Genomic DNA, 17,249 nt, shown 5'->3' with positions numbered 1-17,249 from the left:
TCTATCGGTGGATGCAATTTTGTTAAAAAATCATCTATCTTTAGTTTTGGAAAATAAAAAAATAAATAGTAGAATGTCGGCCTGCGACAGATGCAATTAGTAGAGAGTAAGGATACCAATGAGCGAAATTAGCATTGTTCTGATTGAAGATCACGACTTGACCCGAATGGGGCTAAAAGCAGCATTACAGACAGATAGCACAGTTAGAGTTGTTGGTGAAGCAGCAAATGCTACTAAAGGGCTAAAACTTTTGGAAACAGCGAAGCCCGATGTAGCTGTTGTAGATATTGGGTTGCCTGACATGGATGGGATTGAACTCACTCGTAAGTTTAGGCAATGGCAAACCGAAACAGGAGATTCAACAACCAAGATTCTCATTCTGACAATGGAACACTCAGAGGATGCTGTTCTTGCCGCCTTTGCAGCAGGAGCAGATTCCTACTACATGAAGGACACAAGTATTGACAGGTTAACCGAAGCAATTCAAGCAACCTACGAAGGAAATTCTTGGATTGATCCAGCGATCGCTAATGTCGTCTTGCTTCAAATGCGTAAAGCCTTGCCAGAGGGTCAATCCGCTGAGAAAAGCAAAACTGTAAAAATTGATGCTCTAGCACCTGAGTATGAGCAAGTTTTGGAAACTTATCCGCTAACTCAACGGGAACTAGAAATACTTGAGTTGATTGTAGCTGGGTGTAGTAATGGACAAATTGCAGAGAAACTGTATATTACAGTTGGAACAGTAAAAACTCATGTTCGCAATATTCTTAATAAGCTCTGTGCTGATGACCGTACTCAAGCAGCTGTGCGTGCCTTACGTTCAGGCTTGGTAGCGTAAAGCATTAATGATTCATAGCTATTGGAAGATGGTTAGCAGTTAGCGATTTATAGAATAATCGGTAATTGATAACTAAAAACTAGCAAGAGCATATGATTCAATCAGTCTTTTTTGTACTTACTCTCACCTAACAAGTCTGTCATCTGTAATGCGATTCATTGTGTAGTTATCGCTCAAAATTACAGTAGATTCAGAACCCTCCAGTCTCACTTCATCAACGGTTGGAGGGATTTTAATATAATTTTCAATTTGGAATTAAGAATTACCTCACACTATGCCGAATTTTTTCTCCAGTTAGGAGAAATTCTAGACATCGCTGAATCGTGGTATGAATATTGATGCTATTTAAGAAGGCAGAAGGGAATCCCCATAAATAAATGAGCGGGAATTTAACTTTTGACGTAGTATTTCTGGCGCTGCGCCAGAGCGAAATACATATTTTCTTATTTTTTCATCAATGAATTTAGTTGCTCTGTTCCCTTATGGCAGAGGGCAAAAATTGTGTTTCTAACCTTTTGCCTCCAGCAAAGCTGCTCTCTGCCTTTCTTGGTCAAGAAAGAGTAAACAAATACAATCGCTTTGTGCTGTTAATTGCTGATTCATTGTCATATTGAACACAGATAAATTTTTATAATATCTTTTACTTCTTACAATTAAAGTCACTAGTAAAAAATATTAAGAATAACTCTAATTTAGAATGATGAATTTTAATCACAAAAGATTATCTGTAAACCCATGCTTTGTCTAAGTAATTATATTTAAAACAAAGTTGGTAATAATTACTTCTTGCGATAGAAAACTGACTGGACTTGAGATAGAAGAAAAGAAAAGCTGTAATTGTTATCGTATTTAGGAGTAGAATAACAGTAGAAAAAGACCAAGGAGTTAAATTATGAATATTATTGCTTGGATCATACTCGGTCTTCTTGCAGGAGCTATTGCTAAGGCTATTTATCCCGGTCGTCAGGGTGGTGGGATTTTGGCAACCATGATTTTAGGTATCATCGGTGCGTTTATCGGTGGAAGTATTGTTTCTTTAATCAATACGGGGACGCTACAATTGACCGCAACAACTCTTAGTATCCCTGGTTTGATTGTTGCAATTATTGGTGCAATAATTGCAATTTTTATCTGGGGTTTAATTACTCGGCGCAGTGCAGTTTAAATGAATGCCAGGAAAAATTATGGTTAGAGCCGATTTAGAGGTAGCTAACCTTTTCTTATTCTTCGATAATCGATAAAAAACTCCACTGTTACAAATTTGCAATTTCAGTGGAGTTTTTAAGTAATTTATAATAGCTAAAAAGACGGAACTAATCTAATGATTTTTTAACATCATCCTTAATATTTTCAACAGTATGGCGAAGTTGGGCTTCTGCTTGTTTTGCTTGACCTTCTGCTTGGTCTTTTGGATTACCAGTTACATCACCAATCACTTCTTGAACTTTACCCTCAATATTTTTGGCAGTTGCCTCTATTCTTTTTTCTAAGCTCATAGTTTTTTCTCCATTAGATTTAGCATTTGTCATTTGCATAAAATAAATATACCTTTACTTAGATAAAGCTTACACCTATCAACAGATAGAAATTATATCTCTGACCAGAATAACTATAGACAGATTTTTGTAGATAAATAAAAAAGAAAAAATTATGTAGGTATAACAGATGGTATTATGAACGAGATATGAATAAAATTAAGCTCCGTTTTTAGTTAGTATTTATTACTCAAATAAATAAGGGCTTTAATCAGATCAAACTCCAGTACAACATAGTATCTTCATCTCATTTAGGCTTTTTGAGTAAATAATTAAATAGACGTCATGACGGATTTGGACTGCTATTGACTTCCGATCAGGTATGCTAATCGCATAGTCGAGCATAAATTATGCTTACCTATTTCTATCAAAACAAATCTTCATGGCAAAAAATTATGGGTGTCAAAAGCAAGCGTCAGAAAAATATCTGGGTAAGCGAGATAAACGATATTATTCGAGGTGCTTGTGGTGGTTTTTTATTCGGTATCCCCTTGCTGTACACAATGGAGGTATGGTGGATTGGCTCGCTGGCAAAACCACCATTATTAATGCTTGCGATCGCACTCACATTTCTCATAGTTTTCTTGCTCAACCGAACAGAAGGCTTTCATATACGCAGACATGGTAGCCGCCCTTATGAAGGGCTAACAGATACTGTGGAAGCTATGGCAATTGGAGTGGCTTGCTCTGCATTTATATTACTGCTACTGCAAGAACTAACCTCCGAAACCCCACTTAGAGAAGTCCTTGGTAAAATCACATTTGAGAGCGTACCATTTACATTTGGTGTAGCCCTAGCCAATCAACTCTTGGGAGACACTCGTAATGGAAATGCACAAGGACAAAAAAGCCACCAAACAAACAAAAAAAATAACAACTCACATTTACACGCAACTTTCGCTGATATTGGCGCAACTGTCATCGGTGCAATTGTAATTGCATTTAACATTGCTCCTACAGATGAGATTCCCATGTTAGCAGCAGCAGTCCCACCCCCTTGGCTTTTGGCTATTATGGCTGCATCTATACTCATTTCCTATGCTATTGTTTTTGAAGCGGGCTTTTCAAATCAGCAAAAGCGCAAGCAACAACAAGGGATTTTTCAAAGGCCAATCAGCGAAACAATTGCATCTTATTTAATATCACTGTTGGCAGCAGCATTAATGTTGTGGTTCTTTCAAAAACTAACTCTGAGCGATCCTTGGACAATGTGGTTGAATCACACATTATTACTAGGTTTACCTGCAACTATCGGCGGTGCAGCTGGAAGGTTGGCAGTATGAGTTGAATGTATGGTGGGCTGAAGAACCTACCTAAACTCTTGTTTGAATCAGTAGCATACTTTCACCCTCTCTACATTTGTCCATATGGAAAGCGAAATAACTGACACTGAAACACAATCACAACAACCGAAGCGTTCTGTTGCTGAATGGGTTACTTTCGGTGCTGCCTCATTTATTCTTGCTATAGTAGTTGTTTTAGTGGGTTATGTTTGGTTAAACGAAAACGATAAACCTCCAATCCTTTCGGTCAGTAGCAAACAAACTATCCGAGAAGTGGATGGAAAATATTATGTTCCTTTTGAAGTCACCAATACAGGCGGAGGAACAGCCGAGTCAGTTCAGATTATGGCTGAGTTGAAAATCGGGGAGAAAGTAGCTGAAAGCGGAGATTTACAGATTGACTTTTTATCCAGTGGCGAGAAGGAAGAAGGGGCATTTGTATTTACTCAAAATCCCCGCCAAGGTGAGTTAATAATTAGAGTTACCAGTTATAAATTACCTTAAAAGTTCATCGTGTACTGCTAATTGCGTCTGATGTGAATTATAACGGCAAGCAAAAATCATGTTTTAGAAATCGAACACCGATGAACACAGATAAACTATCCGTGTACATCTTTTCTTTGTTTATCGAATCAATCTATTATTTACTGCAACTCAAGGTGAGTTTGGCCAATTCCCATTAGACGTCATTGATATTGCAATATAGTTCAGTTAAACTTGGCTGAGACCCGTGCATGGTGCAACAATATAAACAAAGCCTGCCTTTGCAAGCTTTGTATGTATAGCTCCAGGCTTAAGCCTGCGAGCTGATCTAATGACTAATGACTATGCACTCACTTTAGTTTTAGACCAAATACCATTTTCATCTTCGTCAAATTTTTGATGAACGGCTTCCCAAGCTGCCTGTTCTGCCTGAGCTTGGTCGTTCGTTTGATCTAGTACACTGTTATAGCGTTCAATAAATGTAGTTTGAGCATCTGGTGAAAGATGAGAGCGTACCTCTGGAGATAAATCTTCTGGGCTACTACAACGACCGGAACAAGGATGAGGAAGTGCCTGCTCCATTGTGTGGATTTCTTCACCACCAGCGCCTTGCATCAAGTTTTGGAACTCTTCTGCCCGGTTGCTAGGAACTTCCGCCATTACTAAAAACTCTCCAGCTTGCAGGCGAGTTTGATAAACAGCAGCCTTTTCTTCTGGCATTCCTATAGCCACTAATGCAGACACTAACCCTGCACCTGCACTGCCGGCGATCGCTCCACTAGCAGCTCCTAGTAGTACTGCACCGATTGGGCCTGCTGCTACAATTGGGCCAACAAAAGGAATGAATAAAACACCTATACCTGTAAGCAAACCAAGCAAGGAACCGAAGAAAGAACCAAAAAGTGCTCCTTGTCTCAAACCTCCCAAAATCACATCTCTTTTGGTAATAAAACCAGCAATTCGAGTTTGTGATTGAAAATTTCTGCCCATAACCGAAATATGGTCTCTAGGCACACCCTGGTCTAACAACTGCCGAAGAACATTATCAACTTGGTTCTGTTCTTTAAAAACAGCCGATATGGTACGCTCCGCTTTATATTCTTCAGGCATTTAATACTCCTTATTATTTCGTTTTTGGACATAGCAGATTGAGGAATGAGCAGGTAGATGCAAATATGCACTCAAACCTCAATCTGTCAAATCTAAACTCTTACTAATGATGTAAAACCCTATTTGTTCTTACTTAAACACCTACAGGGGTTTTTCTTTCAGTTGCTGGTTGAGAACCATCTGCTTCTATGGCTTGTCCTTCAATAAAGGAGCGCAGCATCCAAGCCATCTCTTCGTGTCCTTCCATCAGTCCAGTTAAGAAATCAGCAGTTCCTTCATCATGGAACTCTTCAGAACACTGATCTATATGCTCACGAAGATTGCGAATTACTTGCTCGTGATCGTCTACCAATCGAGCTACCATTCCAGTTGCTGTGGGGACATCACCACCATGCTCTTTGATGGTGCCATTCTTCAAAAATCCTTCCATTGTGCCAATGGGATAACCACCCAAAGCACGAACCCGTTCAGCTATAGCATCGATATTTTCAGTCAGTTGTTGGTATTGTTCTTCCCAAATCTCATGCAGACTGCGGAACTGAGGCCCAACTACATCCCAGTGGTACTTTTTCGTTTTGACTACCAACAGATAAGCATCTGACAAGTCTTTGTTCAACAAATTAATTACACCATTACGTTGTTCTTCACTTAAGCCAATATTGAGTGGACGCATTGCTTTTCATCCCTAAGCTGTTTTCTTTCTTCTCTAACTTCACAAATTCAACACAGAAATAACATCAACCTCTAGAATGATTGTGTTACTAAAATTAATCTATGTATCGTCAGATGTATTATTTAGTTTAATTTCTTGAATAACTCCTTTTAATTATCTCTTAACTCACCATAATTAATAAGGACTAAAATTAATTTAAATTTTAGGATTTTGTTTATAGTTTTTGTGTACAGTTGCAACTAAGTTTTTACCAAAAAATAACACTGAAACATTAAAAACAAACATTTGGAAAGTTATAAACTTCCCAAATGCCCAGTACTAACAATCAAGGTATATAAAACAATAATTCAAAAATCAACCCCAGCATATTAAATTAAAAGCTGGGGTTAATTTTTCTGAAGAGATTTACTGATTTCCTGTTACTTTTTTCAAGAAGTTGCTAACTTCTTCTTCAACGGAGGTTGCTTGTTGAGAATTTTCTGGACGATTCATTTTTTCAACATCAGCAGCACCCTGAACTTCGTTCAGTCCACCACCACTTGTCCGCTTCTGAGTTTCTTCCAATCCCAGAGGTGGTTTGCTTACTGATTCATCAGTTCTACGCTGAGTTTCTAACAATTGGTCGGTAGCTTCTTGAGGATTACTTTTGTAGCTCTCGATTGCGGCAGCAGGCAAAGCATTAGAAAGTAAGAGCAAAGCACATGTGAATGCCAAAACAACAAAACGCATGGGACGTAAAAAAGAGGCAACAATTTTTTGCATTTAACTTACTCCAAGAATGAATTTTTGATTAACTCAATAAGAAAGTTTAGAAATAAAAGATGTTTAGAGCAATACTCAAATTAATGCTAAACCAGTTATGATTATGGTAGTATTAGCATCAACATATAACTAGTTGCTCTCCCATTTACTTTCTTGATTTTCGTCTAGCGATTTTGACTTTAGAAAGTCAATCTAGGCTTACTATATATTTTTTTAATGTGAAATGGTGAATGCGTGAATCGACCTGCGGACTGAAATTCTGTCTACAAATTCTAGAAAAATAATCTCTCTATAGATAGATATTATCTTAATAGTTTTGTCTGATGAATTTTATCTTCGTTTAATCTAAGCGATCGCAAAATCTGAATGAGAACAAAGCCTCTTTATCTGATTATGCAGGCAGTCTCGATGATACATTCCACTCTTTGAACTCGCAAACAGGGGTATCCGATAGAACAGAGTAAGGTAACTTTCAACTCAGAAGGGATCAAGATTTTCATCCGTTATTGTGTGCTGACTTGCCAATCAGGCAATGCCACACAATCAAAGGCAGAATTAATAGAAGGAGTGGAGGTAGGTTTGTGCAGGACAAAAATTTGAAAAATCAACAAACCATAAACAAGGGTAAGTCACTGCCTTCTGGGTTGATTGTTCGTTCGGGAAAACTTGTGTGGACAACTCTCTGGCAAATTATGATGTCGAGGCTTGCCCCCCGTAACAAGTCAGGAGAATACATCCGCCCCGCAAGTCAGTTTCGGAATTTTATCAGTACAGATGTTAGCAACTTATACCAACCACAAGCAGGACGCTATCGCCTTTATGTCGGTTTAGGGTGTCCATGGGCGCACAGAACTCTAGTTGTGCGATCGCTCAAAGGACTAGAAGATGCCATTGCTGTCAGCATCGTGTCTCCTTCCCCAAACGAAGGCATCTGGATTCTCAACCAAGAGGAAGAAGGTTGCCGCACTCTTCCCGAATTGTATAAATTAGCGGCACCCGCTTACAAAGGACGCGCTACCGTTCCCCTACTCTGGGATATGCAAAATCAGGCGATCGTGAACAACGAAAGCTCAGAAATCATCGTTATGTTAAACTCCCAGTTCAACGAGTTTGCAACCAATCCTACGCCCGATCTCTATCCAGAGACACTGCGGGAGCAAATTGACAGTTGGAACGAAAAAATTTATCACACGGTAAATAACGGCGTTTATCGTTGCGGCTTTGCCCAAACTCAAGCAGCATACGATAAAGCATGCAAGGAGTTATTCGCCACCTTAGACGAAATTGATACAGTACTCAAAACAAGTCGATATCTTTGTGGAGACAGGGTAACGCTAGCAGATGTACGTTTGTTTACCACTCTGTTTCGTTTTGATATCGTTTATTACGGACTCTTTAAGTGCAATCGCCACAGAATTCAGGACTATCAGAATTTAGGGGCTTACTTGCGTGACTTATACCAGTTGCCAGGAGTTGCTAGCACCTGCGATTTAGAAAGTGTGAAGCGAGACTATTACGGCAACCTTTTCCCACTAAATCCAGGTGGAATTATTCCTTATGGCCCTGATATTACTAGCCTAATGGAACCACATCACCGTGAAAGCATCGGCAAGGAAATAGGGGACAGGTGACAGGAAAGGAATACAGTAATTTCGCTCGTATTGAAAAATTGCTAGGTATTTATGCGTAGGTACTTAGGTGACAGGAAATAGAAAGGAGAAACCTCAAACTATTTTAAATTTTTATTGGCTGATTAGGAAATACTAATCAGTATGTTCTTTTTCTTGCTTGATAATCTAATAAAGTTCCCGAACTCACCATAGTTCTTTTATCTGTTGTGGGGATGGGAATTTATGCACTTTGAAAACAATGCAGAGAATATTTTGCTCTACATTGGCAAATTTTGTCGCTTGCACAACATACAAGCTTCGCTTCAGCATACCTAATTTTTGATTGTTTAACGATACTGCATAGCGAAATGTAAAAAACTAGTTAAGAAATCTAAAGTTGCTTATAAAAACGTAACAAAATCAACATACAAACAAAATTCGCCAACACCGCAGTCATGCAGTGTTGGAGGAGGATTAAACAACTAGTTTGGCAACGACCTAATTAGATTTAAATCTAATTAGATTATAACAGTTTATGAAGACGGAACAATTTCAGATCTTGCTACGTTTTTTGAAAGCTTTAGCGGATGAGAGCCGATTAAAAATTTTGAGTATTCTAGCTAATCAAGAGTGCAGTGTTGAAGAATTGGCAGTATTACTGCAATTAAAAGAGCCGACAGTATCCCATCATTTAGCAAGACTAAAAGAAGTACATTTAGTAACTATGCGTCCTGAAGGTAATACTCGTCTGTACCAACTAGATAGTGGAACTTTGCAAAGCGTCAGCAAGGAAATTTTAACACCAGAAAATATAGCTTCTTGGGTTGAGGATGTAGATACAGAAGCATGGGAAAACAAAATACTCCAAACTTATATAGAGGGAGAGCATCTCAAAGAAATTCCTACTAGCCGCAAAAAACGCTTGGTAATTCTGAATTGGTTAGCGAATAAATTTGAAGTGGGGGTTAGGTATCCAGAACGTATGGTTGATAATATTATCAAACGCTACCACCCTGATTTTGCCAACATTAAGCGGGAGTTAATTGATAACCAGTTTATGCAACGAGAAAACGAGCTTTACTGGCGTTCTCCATGAGAAAAAGGAGTTAGTGTTAGTCATTAGTCATTTGTTTAGTAGGGAAGGCAGCGCGTTGCAAAGCCAGTGCGCCCTTGCGGGTTAAGCGCGTTGTAGCACCTGGCGTCGGGTTCCCCCGGTGTAGCGACTACCGTGCGGGTTTTGCTGATTATCCTTCGGTTGATACAGACAATTTATCTTCTAAACCTGCCCGTACAGTGGTTAATTTTTTATTACTCCCCTTCCGTGTCTCCCCCTCCCCCTCTTCTGTCTTAATTATTGTCCCAAATAAGCCTCTAAAACTTTGGCATTGGACTGAATTTCCTGTGGTGTACCATGAGCCAAATTTTGACCTTCGGCAAGTACCCAAACGCGATCGCACAGCGACATAATCACATCCATATTGTGTTCAATAATCAGAAAAGTCATACCTGTTTTATTCCAGTTGACAATGCGATCGCATATCTCATCAATTAATCTAGGATTAACGCCAGCCGCAGGTTCATCCAATAAAATTAACTTGGGGTTAGTCATCAGCGCCCTGCCTATTTCCAGTAGCTTGCGTTGTCCACCAGACAAACCACCAGCGTAATCGTGGGCTTTATGCGCCAAACCTACCGATTCTAAAATCAACATTGCCCGTTCTCGATGTTGCTTTTCTTCTTTAGCAACCACATGGGGTTGGAATTGCACCTGCCAAAAGTTCTCGCCAGTTTGTTTTTGGGCTGCCAGCATCAAATTTTCTAATACCGACAACCGCGAGAGAGCACGGGCAACTTGGAATGTACGTACTAAACCTTGCTGGGCGATTTGATGAGGCTGCAAGTGCTGAATTTGTTCACCGTCAAAAATTACTCGTCCTTTATCGGGACGGATAAAACTAGACAATAAATTAAATAAAGTTGTTTTGCCAGCACCATTAGGGCCGATCAAACCAGTTATACTGCTAGCTGGCACTTGAATTTCGGCATCTTGCACCGCCTTAATACCGCCAAAGCTTTTGCAAAGTCCACTTGCAGCTAATAAAGGAAGTTGGGATGAGTCGTTATTTACCAAGGGTAAGCTCCTCCTTTTTGCCTAAAATACCTTGAGGACGCCAAATCATTAGTACCATCAAGATCAGTCCTATTACCATAATGCGAAATGCACCCAGCTGATCGGAGGAAAGGTTGGTAAAAATTCTAGGTAAGAATTCACGAGTCAAGGTGTCGTAAGCAAAATAAATTACTGCGCCAAGAATGGTGCCGATATTATTACCAGAACCTCCCAATATCACCATAATCCAAGCATCAAATGTTAGTTGCGGTTGAAAATTATCAGGGTAAATAGCACTGAGTTGCCAGGCAAACAAAGCACCAGCAATACCAGCGATCGCGCCACCCAACATAAAAGATTGCAATTTGTACCAAAAGACATTTTTACCCAGTGCTTTAGGAACCTCTTCATCTTCGCGGATTGCTTTGAGGACTCGTCCCCAAGGCGATCGCACCAAAACTTCCAGTCGCCAGAACACAAATGCCAATACCAACAGCGATAACAGCATCAAACCTGCCTTCGGATCGTAATCATACAGGGTAATAACTCCTGAAATATAAATTACTGCTGACAGTAACCCCAGCAAACCTCCAATTACCAAACGCAAAATAAATTCTGGCTTTTTACCTACTCGTTTAGGTGAATCAACTCCCAATGATGCACTTTTGGGACGAATCCAACGCCACAGCCAATAAAAAGTTATACTTGCGCAAAGCGTCAACAGCCCGATCATTATTAACTTGACAAACAAATTGGGTTGCAAAGTGACTAGTGGAATGGGATAGCTTTGTATACCGAACGCCCCAGATATCCAAGTGTCACCTACGGGTAAATCCTGGTTATTAACTATTAAACGAATTAGCTCTCCAACACCGATAGTGACAATTGCCAGGTAATCTTCCCGCAAGCGTAAAGTTGCAAAACCAATTAACAAGCCCAATAAAGCTGCTACAACTGCACCAATCGCCGCCGCCAAAAGTAAGGGAACACCCTTTAAACTTAACAATACTGTTGTGTATGCTCCTAAGGTTAGGAATACCACATGACCAAAGTTAATTAAGCCTGTAAAACCCCATTGTAAATTCAGTCCTAAAGCAAACAAAGCAAAAATAGATGTAGAAATTGCTAAAAAAACGAGATATTGAATCATAGGAATTTAGTGAATAGTCATTAGTCATTGGTGATTGGGGATCGGAGATTGGGCAATAAGCGTAGAATCGTAATTCACGTCTTCTCCCCCTGTTCCCTTGTCCCCTGTCACCCTTCGGGTACTCTAACGAGAACCCGCTTCGCGTGTACGCAGTCCCCCTACCCTGGCGGGAAAGCTGTACCTACGGAAGCTGCTCCGCATTTACCGCGTCTACGTGACGGAGACCGCCAAGACGGGGGCTGTTCTCACCTATCCCCCGTTAATCAAAGTTTATTTTATGGGAAAACTAAGTATTGATTGTGTTTAGCGGATAATATTTATGAATTTGCTGCGACTGAGAATTCATCACTTAATTGAGCAGTTAGCTGATGAAGAACTTAACTTGGTTTGGAATACTATCTACAACTTACATTGTGATTTTTACATACTAGAAGCCATACAAGAAGTCAAGCGATCGCAACAACCTTGGGATACCCTAACCCATGAAGAGGCTACCCAATTGTTAATAGCTAATAGCTAATGGCTAATAGTTACAATGAGCCATTAACCATTAACTATTGACTATACACATGGAAGTGCGTTACGCACGGTCTTTTTTAATAGACCTCAAGAATTTAGAGTCGGCTGCTTATCAGCGGATTTATAACTTTGTGTTTTTTGAATTTATAGACAAGGGGCTACTGTATTACCTACCAGAAATGCGGCAGGTCGATAGCGATGGTATTTTTTACCGCTTGACTATGGATAATTACTTAATCGGTATAGAACAAAGAGGTGAAATTGTGAAATTTCTGCGAGTCATACCAATGCCAGATGTTTAGAGCGAGCAGTGAGTTAACACTAAAAACTATATAAGAGGGAAAGGTATGGCTCAAACGTTGGCTTAAACTTGTTTGTGAGAAGCACTTTACTTGAAATTTCCCTATGGACGCGACGGCACTTTGGCAACGATACCAGAAATGGCTATATTTCCATCAAGGATTAGGATTTTATCTGGACGTAAGCCGGATGCGGTTTGACGATGCCTTCGTGAAAGACTTGCAGCCAAAGTTTGAGAAGGCTTTTGCGGATATGGCGGAACTTGAGAAGGGGGCGATCGCCAACCCTGACGAAAACCGCATGGTTGGACACTACTGGCTGAGAAATCCGGATCTCGCTCCTACTCCAGAACTGACGCAAGAAATTGTCAGCACAATCGAGCAAATTGAAGTATTTGCTGAAAAAATCCACACAGGGGCAATTCATCCGCCGAAAGCACCCCGTTTCACCGATATTATCTCAATTGGCATTGGCGGTTCTGCCCTCGGCCCTGAATTTGTTGCCCAAGCCTTAAGCCCAGACTTTCCACCACTGGCGATCCACTTTATTGACAACACCGATCCCGCAGGTATTGATCGCATTTTGACTCATGTACGTAATCGACTAGCTAGCACTTTGGTATTGGTAATTTCCAAATCAGGAGGTACGCCAGAACCACGCAACGGCATGATAGAAGTCAAAAAAGCCTATGCTGGGCAAAACTTAGATTTTGCTAATTATGCGATCGCCATTACCATGCCCGGTAGTCATCTAGACGAAGTCGCCAAATCAGAAAACTGGTTGGCAAGGTTTCCAATGTACGATTGGGTGGGTGGGCGCACCTCAGAAATGTCTGCCGTGGGGTTTGTACCAGCAGCATTACAAGGCATAAATATCCGCGAGATGCTTGAGGGTGCTAAAGAAATGGATGATGCCACCCGTGTCCCTGATCTCAAAAATAACCCGGCAGCATTATTAGCTTTGTCTTGGTATTACGCTGGCAATGGACGGGGCGAAAAAGACATGGTTGTCCTACCTTATAAAGACAGCCTACTTTTATTTAGCCGCTACTTGCAACAGTTGGTGATGGAATCTTTGGGTAAAGAAAAAGACTTAGACGGTAACGTTGTCCATCAAGGCATCGCCGTGTATGGCAATAAAGGCTCAACTGACCAACACGCTTACGTCCAACAGTTACGTGAGGGTGTGGCAAATTTCTTCGTTACCTTCATCGAAGTTTTAGAAGACCGTAACAGTCCATCTCCAGAAATCGAACCAGGAATCACCTCAGGCGATTATCTTTCTGGTTTTTTGCAAGGAACCCGACAAGCATTGTATGAAAATCACCGCGATTCGATTACAGTTACCATTCCTCAAGTTAATTCCCGCACTGTCGGAGCTTTAATTGCTTTATACGATCGCGCTGTTGGTTTGTATGCCAGCTTAGTCAACATCAATGCTTACCATCAACCAGGAGTAGAAGCTGGCAAAAAAGCTGCCGCGGCCATTCTCGAATTGCAAAAACGAGTACTGGAAGTCCTACAATCAACCAAAACACCCCTTTCTTTGGCAGAAATTGCTCAAAAAGCTGGTACCACCGACCAAATTGAGTCAATTTACATCATTCTCCGTCATCTCCACGCCAATGGGCGCGGTGTAGTCTTGCAAGGCAATCTTGGTCAACCCAATACTCTTAAAGTTGCCCTCGGTTGACAAATTCAGCACTTCCATATCACATTTTGTAGCAATATTGTCGCAATCGTAACAACATTTTATACTTGAGCATCTTAAATTGAGGGTTAAGCCTCAATATTTAGGATGCTCTTTTTAGGATGTTGTTATGAGTATGAGGGGAATTGAAATCCGTCAGTTGGAATCGATTAAAGGGGGAATGGTTGAGTTTTTCACTCCTCAAGCCAGTCATGAAACCATGCTGGTGCAGATTCCCGCAGGTGCGATCGACGAATTATTTGTACACAAATCGCAAACCGATCAATTACTGGTAGTCAGAGGTCAGTTTGTACTTGTTACTCTAGTTAATAAAAAATATCAGTATATTGCATTAAGCGAAGACAACCCGGCTGTAGTCAAGATTCCTCCGGGAGTCATGCACGGAGCAATTAATTTCAGTTCCGAACCGTGTTTTATCGTTAATGCTGTGCTGCGTCACAGAGCAACTCAACAACAGGATTATATTCCTCGTCGCCGACCATTTCCTTATGATTTGGCAGCAGCAGAGGCAGCCTTGAGGGAGTTAGAAGTGACAAACCGAATCAAGATTTTCTATTAAGTTTTTAGTCATATTTGTTACTGTGTCTCAGCCTACTGACTATACTCTTGTATCTCCTTCAAAATTTCCTCTTGTTCAGCCCAAGCAACTGAAAAAATTTCTTCCCTTCCAACGGAGACGCCGCTAGAGCGCAGTGGCTCCTCTGACTTGAAAGAGCAGGGGGAGCAGGGGAAGCTGGGGAAGAAAAACACTTTCATGCAAGGCTTGTGAAACTTGTTTCATCGGGACTGCCTCTTTGAAGGTTGGAGCCTCCTTGCTTTGGTAAGCGCAGCCATGCCCGCAGGGCTTTACGCTAACGGAGGAAGCCTCCGCTCCAACTTCTCTGTGCCTTCCACTCAAAAGCAAGATTGGCAGTTTGTAGAGTAAAGTTGCACAATTATCATTGAGGTGATTGGCAGTCGTTCAGCAAACTGTCAGTTGTAAAAATAAGCTTGACGGCTTGGCATCTTCTGCAAAAGTTACACATATCTTAATATTTTTGAAGAGATAGAGTTCAGCAATTCCAAAGTATGGCAGGACATAGTAAGTGGGCAAATATTAAACGCCAAAAGGCTGTAATAGATGCCAAAAAGGGTAAGACATTCACTCAACTGTCGCGTGCGATTATCGTTGCTGCCAGAAGCGGCATCCCAGATCCAGCAGGGAATTTTCAACTACGCACAGCGATAGATAAGGCAAAAGCAGCTGGCATACCCAATGACAATATAGAAAGAGCGATCGCTAAAGGAGCAGGTACTTTTGAAGGTGATGGTTCTCAACTAGAAGCAATTCGCTACGAAGGTTATGGTCCTGGAGGAGTTGCTATCTTAATAGAAGCCTTGACAGATAATCGCAATCGTACTGCTGCTGACTTGCGTACTGCCTTTAGTAAAAATGGTGGTAATCTCGGTGAAACTGGATGTGTAAGCTGGATGTTCGACCAAAAAGGCGTTTGTACCGTTGAGGGAATAGAAGACGAAGAGCAGCTTCTAGAAGCAGCCCTAGAGGGTGGTGCCGAGTCTTATGAAATGACAGAGGATAAAACAGCAGAAGTGTTCTCTGAGGTGAAAAATTTAGAGAGCCTCAACCAAAGCTTGAGAGAAAAAGGTTTTCAGGTGGCTGATGCCGAGCTGCGTTGGATTCCCAGTAATAACGTAGAAGTCTCCGATCCAGAACAGGCGCGATCGCTTCTCAAGTTAATTGATACTCTAAAGGGCTTGGATGACGTGCAAAATGTCACGGCTAATTTTGAAATGTCAGAACAGCTCATGACTGTGAGTATGAGTTGATACTGTGTCTTTTTGCAGCAGTCAGGTGATTGCTTCAGAGCCAAGATTTTTCAGTTGCTTGAACTGAAACAGAAGCTTCACATCACTGACACAACAATGACACATCTTTGTTCATTTATTTTCGAGGAATTCATCTACTGTAATTCTTGCTTGTCGAATCAAACTTCTCAGCAATCCAGGTGCTAATTCCCAATGATTGAGAATTGATAATTTTGGCTTTGATTCATGCCAAAGCATCATGTGATTCCTTAGCAATATAGGGTTTGCCGTGCTTTTGTTGGACGTAAAGATATCCCCTGATGGCATCTTTAATATTTTCAATTGCCTCATCTAGAGTTTTGCTTTGGCTAACACAGCCTGGGAGTTCAGGCACTTCGGCGACATAACCTTGGTATTTTAGAGCGAATGTGAAAATTACTTGTAATTTCATCATCTACATTATTTTTTACAATTGAGTGTTTAGAGTAAATATAATTTTGAATTAGGTTGGGCTTAAAGTAATGCACTACTCGATCACCCGCTTCGTCATCGCCTCCGCAGTCAATCTATTGAACGCTATCAACTCACCAGCACTTGCTGTAGTTTCCCCTAGCCTTCACGCACAGGACTTACGCACGAGTCTATGGAATAATAAACCGCAGAGAACGCAGGGAACACGGAGGAAAGAGGATTGTAGAGGGATTCTGCGTAAGTTCTAACGCGAAGGTATCACGCTTACATTTACTCCGCTACACATTTAGCCATCACCCTAGAAGGGTGCGGCTATACAAACAAAGCCCACCTGCGTGGGCTTCAAAACGAAGCTATGCGAAGTTAGACTTTGTTTGTCTAGCTTTGGGCTAGAAGAATTAAGTTATTTGAGCATGAACGTTGGGAAATATATAGTTAAGCAAATTTAAATTTTTCTAAAATCAAGGAAAATGCAAAGAAATTTTACGCAATTATATTTGCATTGTGTTTGGGGAACTTGGGATAGATTACCGTTAGTCACAGCAGATATTCAAAATATTATTTATAATGCTATTGCTAAAGAATGCCGAGAATTAGAATGCACATTAATAGCTATTGGTGGTATTGAAAATCACGTACATCTTTTAACCAATTTTCCACCAACTTTAACTATATCTGAATTAATAGGAAAAGCTAAAGGCAGTTCTTCCCACCTAATTACTCATGAAATTAAACCTGATAGCTTTTTTAAATGGCAAGGTGGTTATGGTGCATTCACCGTTAGCCATCAAAATATCGACCAAGTAGCAAATTATATTAGAAATCAAGCCCAACATCATAGCCAAAAAACTCTAATTTCCGATTGGGAAATGTAACACAAAAGCCCGTC

At 40.6% G+C, this 17,249-nt stretch carries 20 protein-coding genes; 12 read left to right on the top strand and 8 right to left on the bottom strand.

All coding sequences use genetic code 11. The features are described 5' to 3' along the window. The first annotated feature begins 118 nt into the window (after window positions 1–118). Complete coding sequence (locus QUB80_RS04295; RefSeq protein WP_289788261.1) at window positions 119–838, top strand: response regulator; 720 nt, start codon at window positions 119–121, stop codon at window positions 836–838. 892 nt (window positions 839–1,730) lie between these two features. Further along, window positions 1,731–2,003, top strand: coding sequence for a GlsB/YeaQ/YmgE family stress response membrane protein (locus QUB80_RS04290; protein ID WP_289788260.1), 273 nt, complete (start codon window positions 1,731–1,733; stop codon window positions 2,001–2,003). A gap of 148 nt (window positions 2,004–2,151) precedes the next feature. On the opposite strand, the gene QUB80_RS04285 is transcribed toward QUB80_RS04290, so the two are convergent. Beyond that, window positions 2,152–2,334, bottom strand: coding sequence for a CsbD family protein (locus tag QUB80_RS04285; protein ID WP_289788631.1), 183 nt, complete (start codon window positions 2,332–2,334; stop codon window positions 2,152–2,154). 434 nt (window positions 2,335–2,768) lie between these two features. On the opposite strand from QUB80_RS04285, the gene QUB80_RS04280 reads away from it, so the two are divergent. Then, a complete protein-coding gene (locus tag QUB80_RS04280) occupies window positions 2,769–3,656 on the top strand; it encodes a TIGR02587 family membrane protein (protein ID WP_289788630.1) in 888 nt (295 codons plus the stop codon). A gap of 84 nt (window positions 3,657–3,740) precedes the next feature. Beyond that, window positions 3,741–4,160: a TIGR02588 family protein gene (locus QUB80_RS04275; protein ID WP_289788259.1), complete on the top strand. Its 420-nt coding sequence runs from the start codon at window positions 3,741–3,743 to the stop codon at window positions 4,158–4,160. A 321-nt stretch (window positions 4,161–4,481) separates the two neighbouring features. On the opposite strand, the gene QUB80_RS04270 is transcribed toward QUB80_RS04275, so the two are convergent. From QUB80_RS04270 to QUB80_RS04260, 3 genes are all read right to left on the bottom strand, one after another. Next, complete coding sequence (locus tag QUB80_RS04270) at window positions 4,482–5,249, bottom strand: ChaB family protein (RefSeq protein ID WP_289788258.1); 768 nt, start codon at window positions 5,247–5,249, stop codon at window positions 4,482–4,484. Between the two features lie 133 nt (window positions 5,250–5,382). Next, window positions 5,383–5,922 (bottom strand): Dps family protein, encoded by a 540-nt coding sequence (locus tag QUB80_RS04265; protein WP_289788257.1) that lies wholly within the window; start codon window positions 5,920–5,922, stop codon window positions 5,383–5,385. A gap of 405 nt (window positions 5,923–6,327) precedes the next feature. After that, entirely contained in the window at window positions 6,328–6,684 is a 357-nt protein-coding gene (locus QUB80_RS04260; protein ID WP_289788256.1) for a hypothetical protein, read from the bottom strand. 581 nt (window positions 6,685–7,265) lie between these two features. On the opposite strand from QUB80_RS04260, the gene QUB80_RS04255 reads away from it, so the two are divergent. Then, window positions 7,266–8,315 carry a glutathione S-transferase family protein gene (locus QUB80_RS04255; protein WP_289788255.1) on the top strand — a complete coding sequence of 350 codons (1,050 nt, stop codon included), beginning with the start codon at window positions 7,266–7,268 and terminating at the stop codon, window positions 8,313–8,315. A 514-nt stretch (window positions 8,316–8,829) separates the two neighbouring features. Beyond that, entirely contained in the window at window positions 8,830–9,390 is a 561-nt protein-coding gene (locus QUB80_RS04250; RefSeq protein ID WP_289788254.1) for a DUF2087 domain-containing protein, read from the top strand. Window positions 9,391–9,645: 255 nt separating this feature from the next. Here the strand turns inward: QUB80_RS04250 and QUB80_RS04245 are convergent, their stop codons facing one another. Then, window positions 9,646–10,425 carry an ABC transporter ATP-binding protein gene (locus tag QUB80_RS04245; protein WP_289788253.1) on the bottom strand — a complete coding sequence of 260 codons (780 nt, stop codon included), beginning with the start codon at window positions 10,423–10,425 and terminating at the stop codon, window positions 9,646–9,648. Beyond that, window positions 10,415–11,554 (bottom strand): branched-chain amino acid ABC transporter permease, encoded by a 1,140-nt coding sequence (locus QUB80_RS04240; RefSeq protein WP_289788252.1) that lies wholly within the window; start codon window positions 11,552–11,554, stop codon window positions 10,415–10,417. Before QUB80_RS04240 ends, QUB80_RS04245 begins: the two co-directional genes overlap by 11 nt. Before the next feature lie 319 nt (window positions 11,555–11,873). On the opposite strand from QUB80_RS04240, the gene QUB80_RS04235 reads away from it, so the two are divergent. The 5 genes from QUB80_RS04235 to QUB80_RS04215 all read left to right on the top strand — a co-directional run bounded on the left by QUB80_RS04235 (window position 11,874) and on the right by QUB80_RS04215 (window position 15,910). Next, window positions 11,874–12,074, top strand: coding sequence for a hypothetical protein (locus QUB80_RS04235; RefSeq protein ID WP_289788251.1), 201 nt, complete (start codon window positions 11,874–11,876; stop codon window positions 12,072–12,074). 49 nt (window positions 12,075–12,123) lie between these two features. Next, on the top strand, window positions 12,124–12,375 hold the full coding sequence (locus QUB80_RS04230) for a cytotoxic translational repressor of toxin-antitoxin stability system (RefSeq protein WP_289788629.1): 252 nt from the start codon (window positions 12,124–12,126) through the stop codon (window positions 12,373–12,375). Between the two features lie 103 nt (window positions 12,376–12,478). Further along, window positions 12,479–14,065, top strand: coding sequence for a glucose-6-phosphate isomerase (locus QUB80_RS04225; RefSeq protein ID WP_289788250.1), 1,587 nt, complete (start codon window positions 12,479–12,481; stop codon window positions 14,063–14,065). A 127-nt stretch (window positions 14,066–14,192) separates the two neighbouring features. Then, window positions 14,193–14,642: a cupin domain-containing protein gene (locus QUB80_RS04220; protein ID WP_289788249.1), complete on the top strand. Its 450-nt coding sequence runs from the start codon at window positions 14,193–14,195 to the stop codon at window positions 14,640–14,642. 509 nt (window positions 14,643–15,151) lie between these two features. Beyond that, on the top strand, window positions 15,152–15,910 hold the full coding sequence (locus QUB80_RS04215; protein ID WP_289788248.1) for a YebC/PmpR family DNA-binding transcriptional regulator: 759 nt from the start codon (window positions 15,152–15,154) through the stop codon (window positions 15,908–15,910). A 111-nt stretch (window positions 15,911–16,021) separates the two neighbouring features. On the opposite strand, the gene QUB80_RS04210 is transcribed toward QUB80_RS04215, so the two are convergent. Beyond that, entirely contained in the window at window positions 16,022–16,150 is a 129-nt protein-coding gene (locus QUB80_RS04210; RefSeq protein ID WP_289788247.1) for a type II toxin-antitoxin system HicA family toxin, read from the bottom strand. Then, entirely contained in the window at window positions 16,134–16,343 is a 210-nt protein-coding gene (locus QUB80_RS04205) for a type II toxin-antitoxin system HicB family antitoxin (RefSeq protein WP_336622306.1), read from the bottom strand. The genes QUB80_RS04210 and QUB80_RS04205 overlap by 17 nt, the downstream gene beginning before the upstream one ends. Window positions 16,344–16,830: 487 nt before the next feature. On the opposite strand from QUB80_RS04205, the gene tnpA reads away from it, so the two are divergent. Further along, complete coding sequence (gene tnpA, locus QUB80_RS04200) at window positions 16,831–17,235, top strand: IS200/IS605 family transposase (RefSeq protein WP_289788246.1); 405 nt, start codon at window positions 16,831–16,833, stop codon at window positions 17,233–17,235. Window positions 17,236–17,249 lie beyond the last annotated feature (14 nt).

This window comes from Chlorogloeopsis sp. ULAP01 (assembly GCF_030381805.1).
Taxonomy (GTDB): domain Bacteria; phylum Cyanobacteriota; class Cyanobacteriia; order Cyanobacteriales; family Nostocaceae; genus Chlorogloeopsis.
Note: the sequence above shows the minus strand (reverse complement) of the source record. Positions and strands in the feature narration are given on the sequence as shown.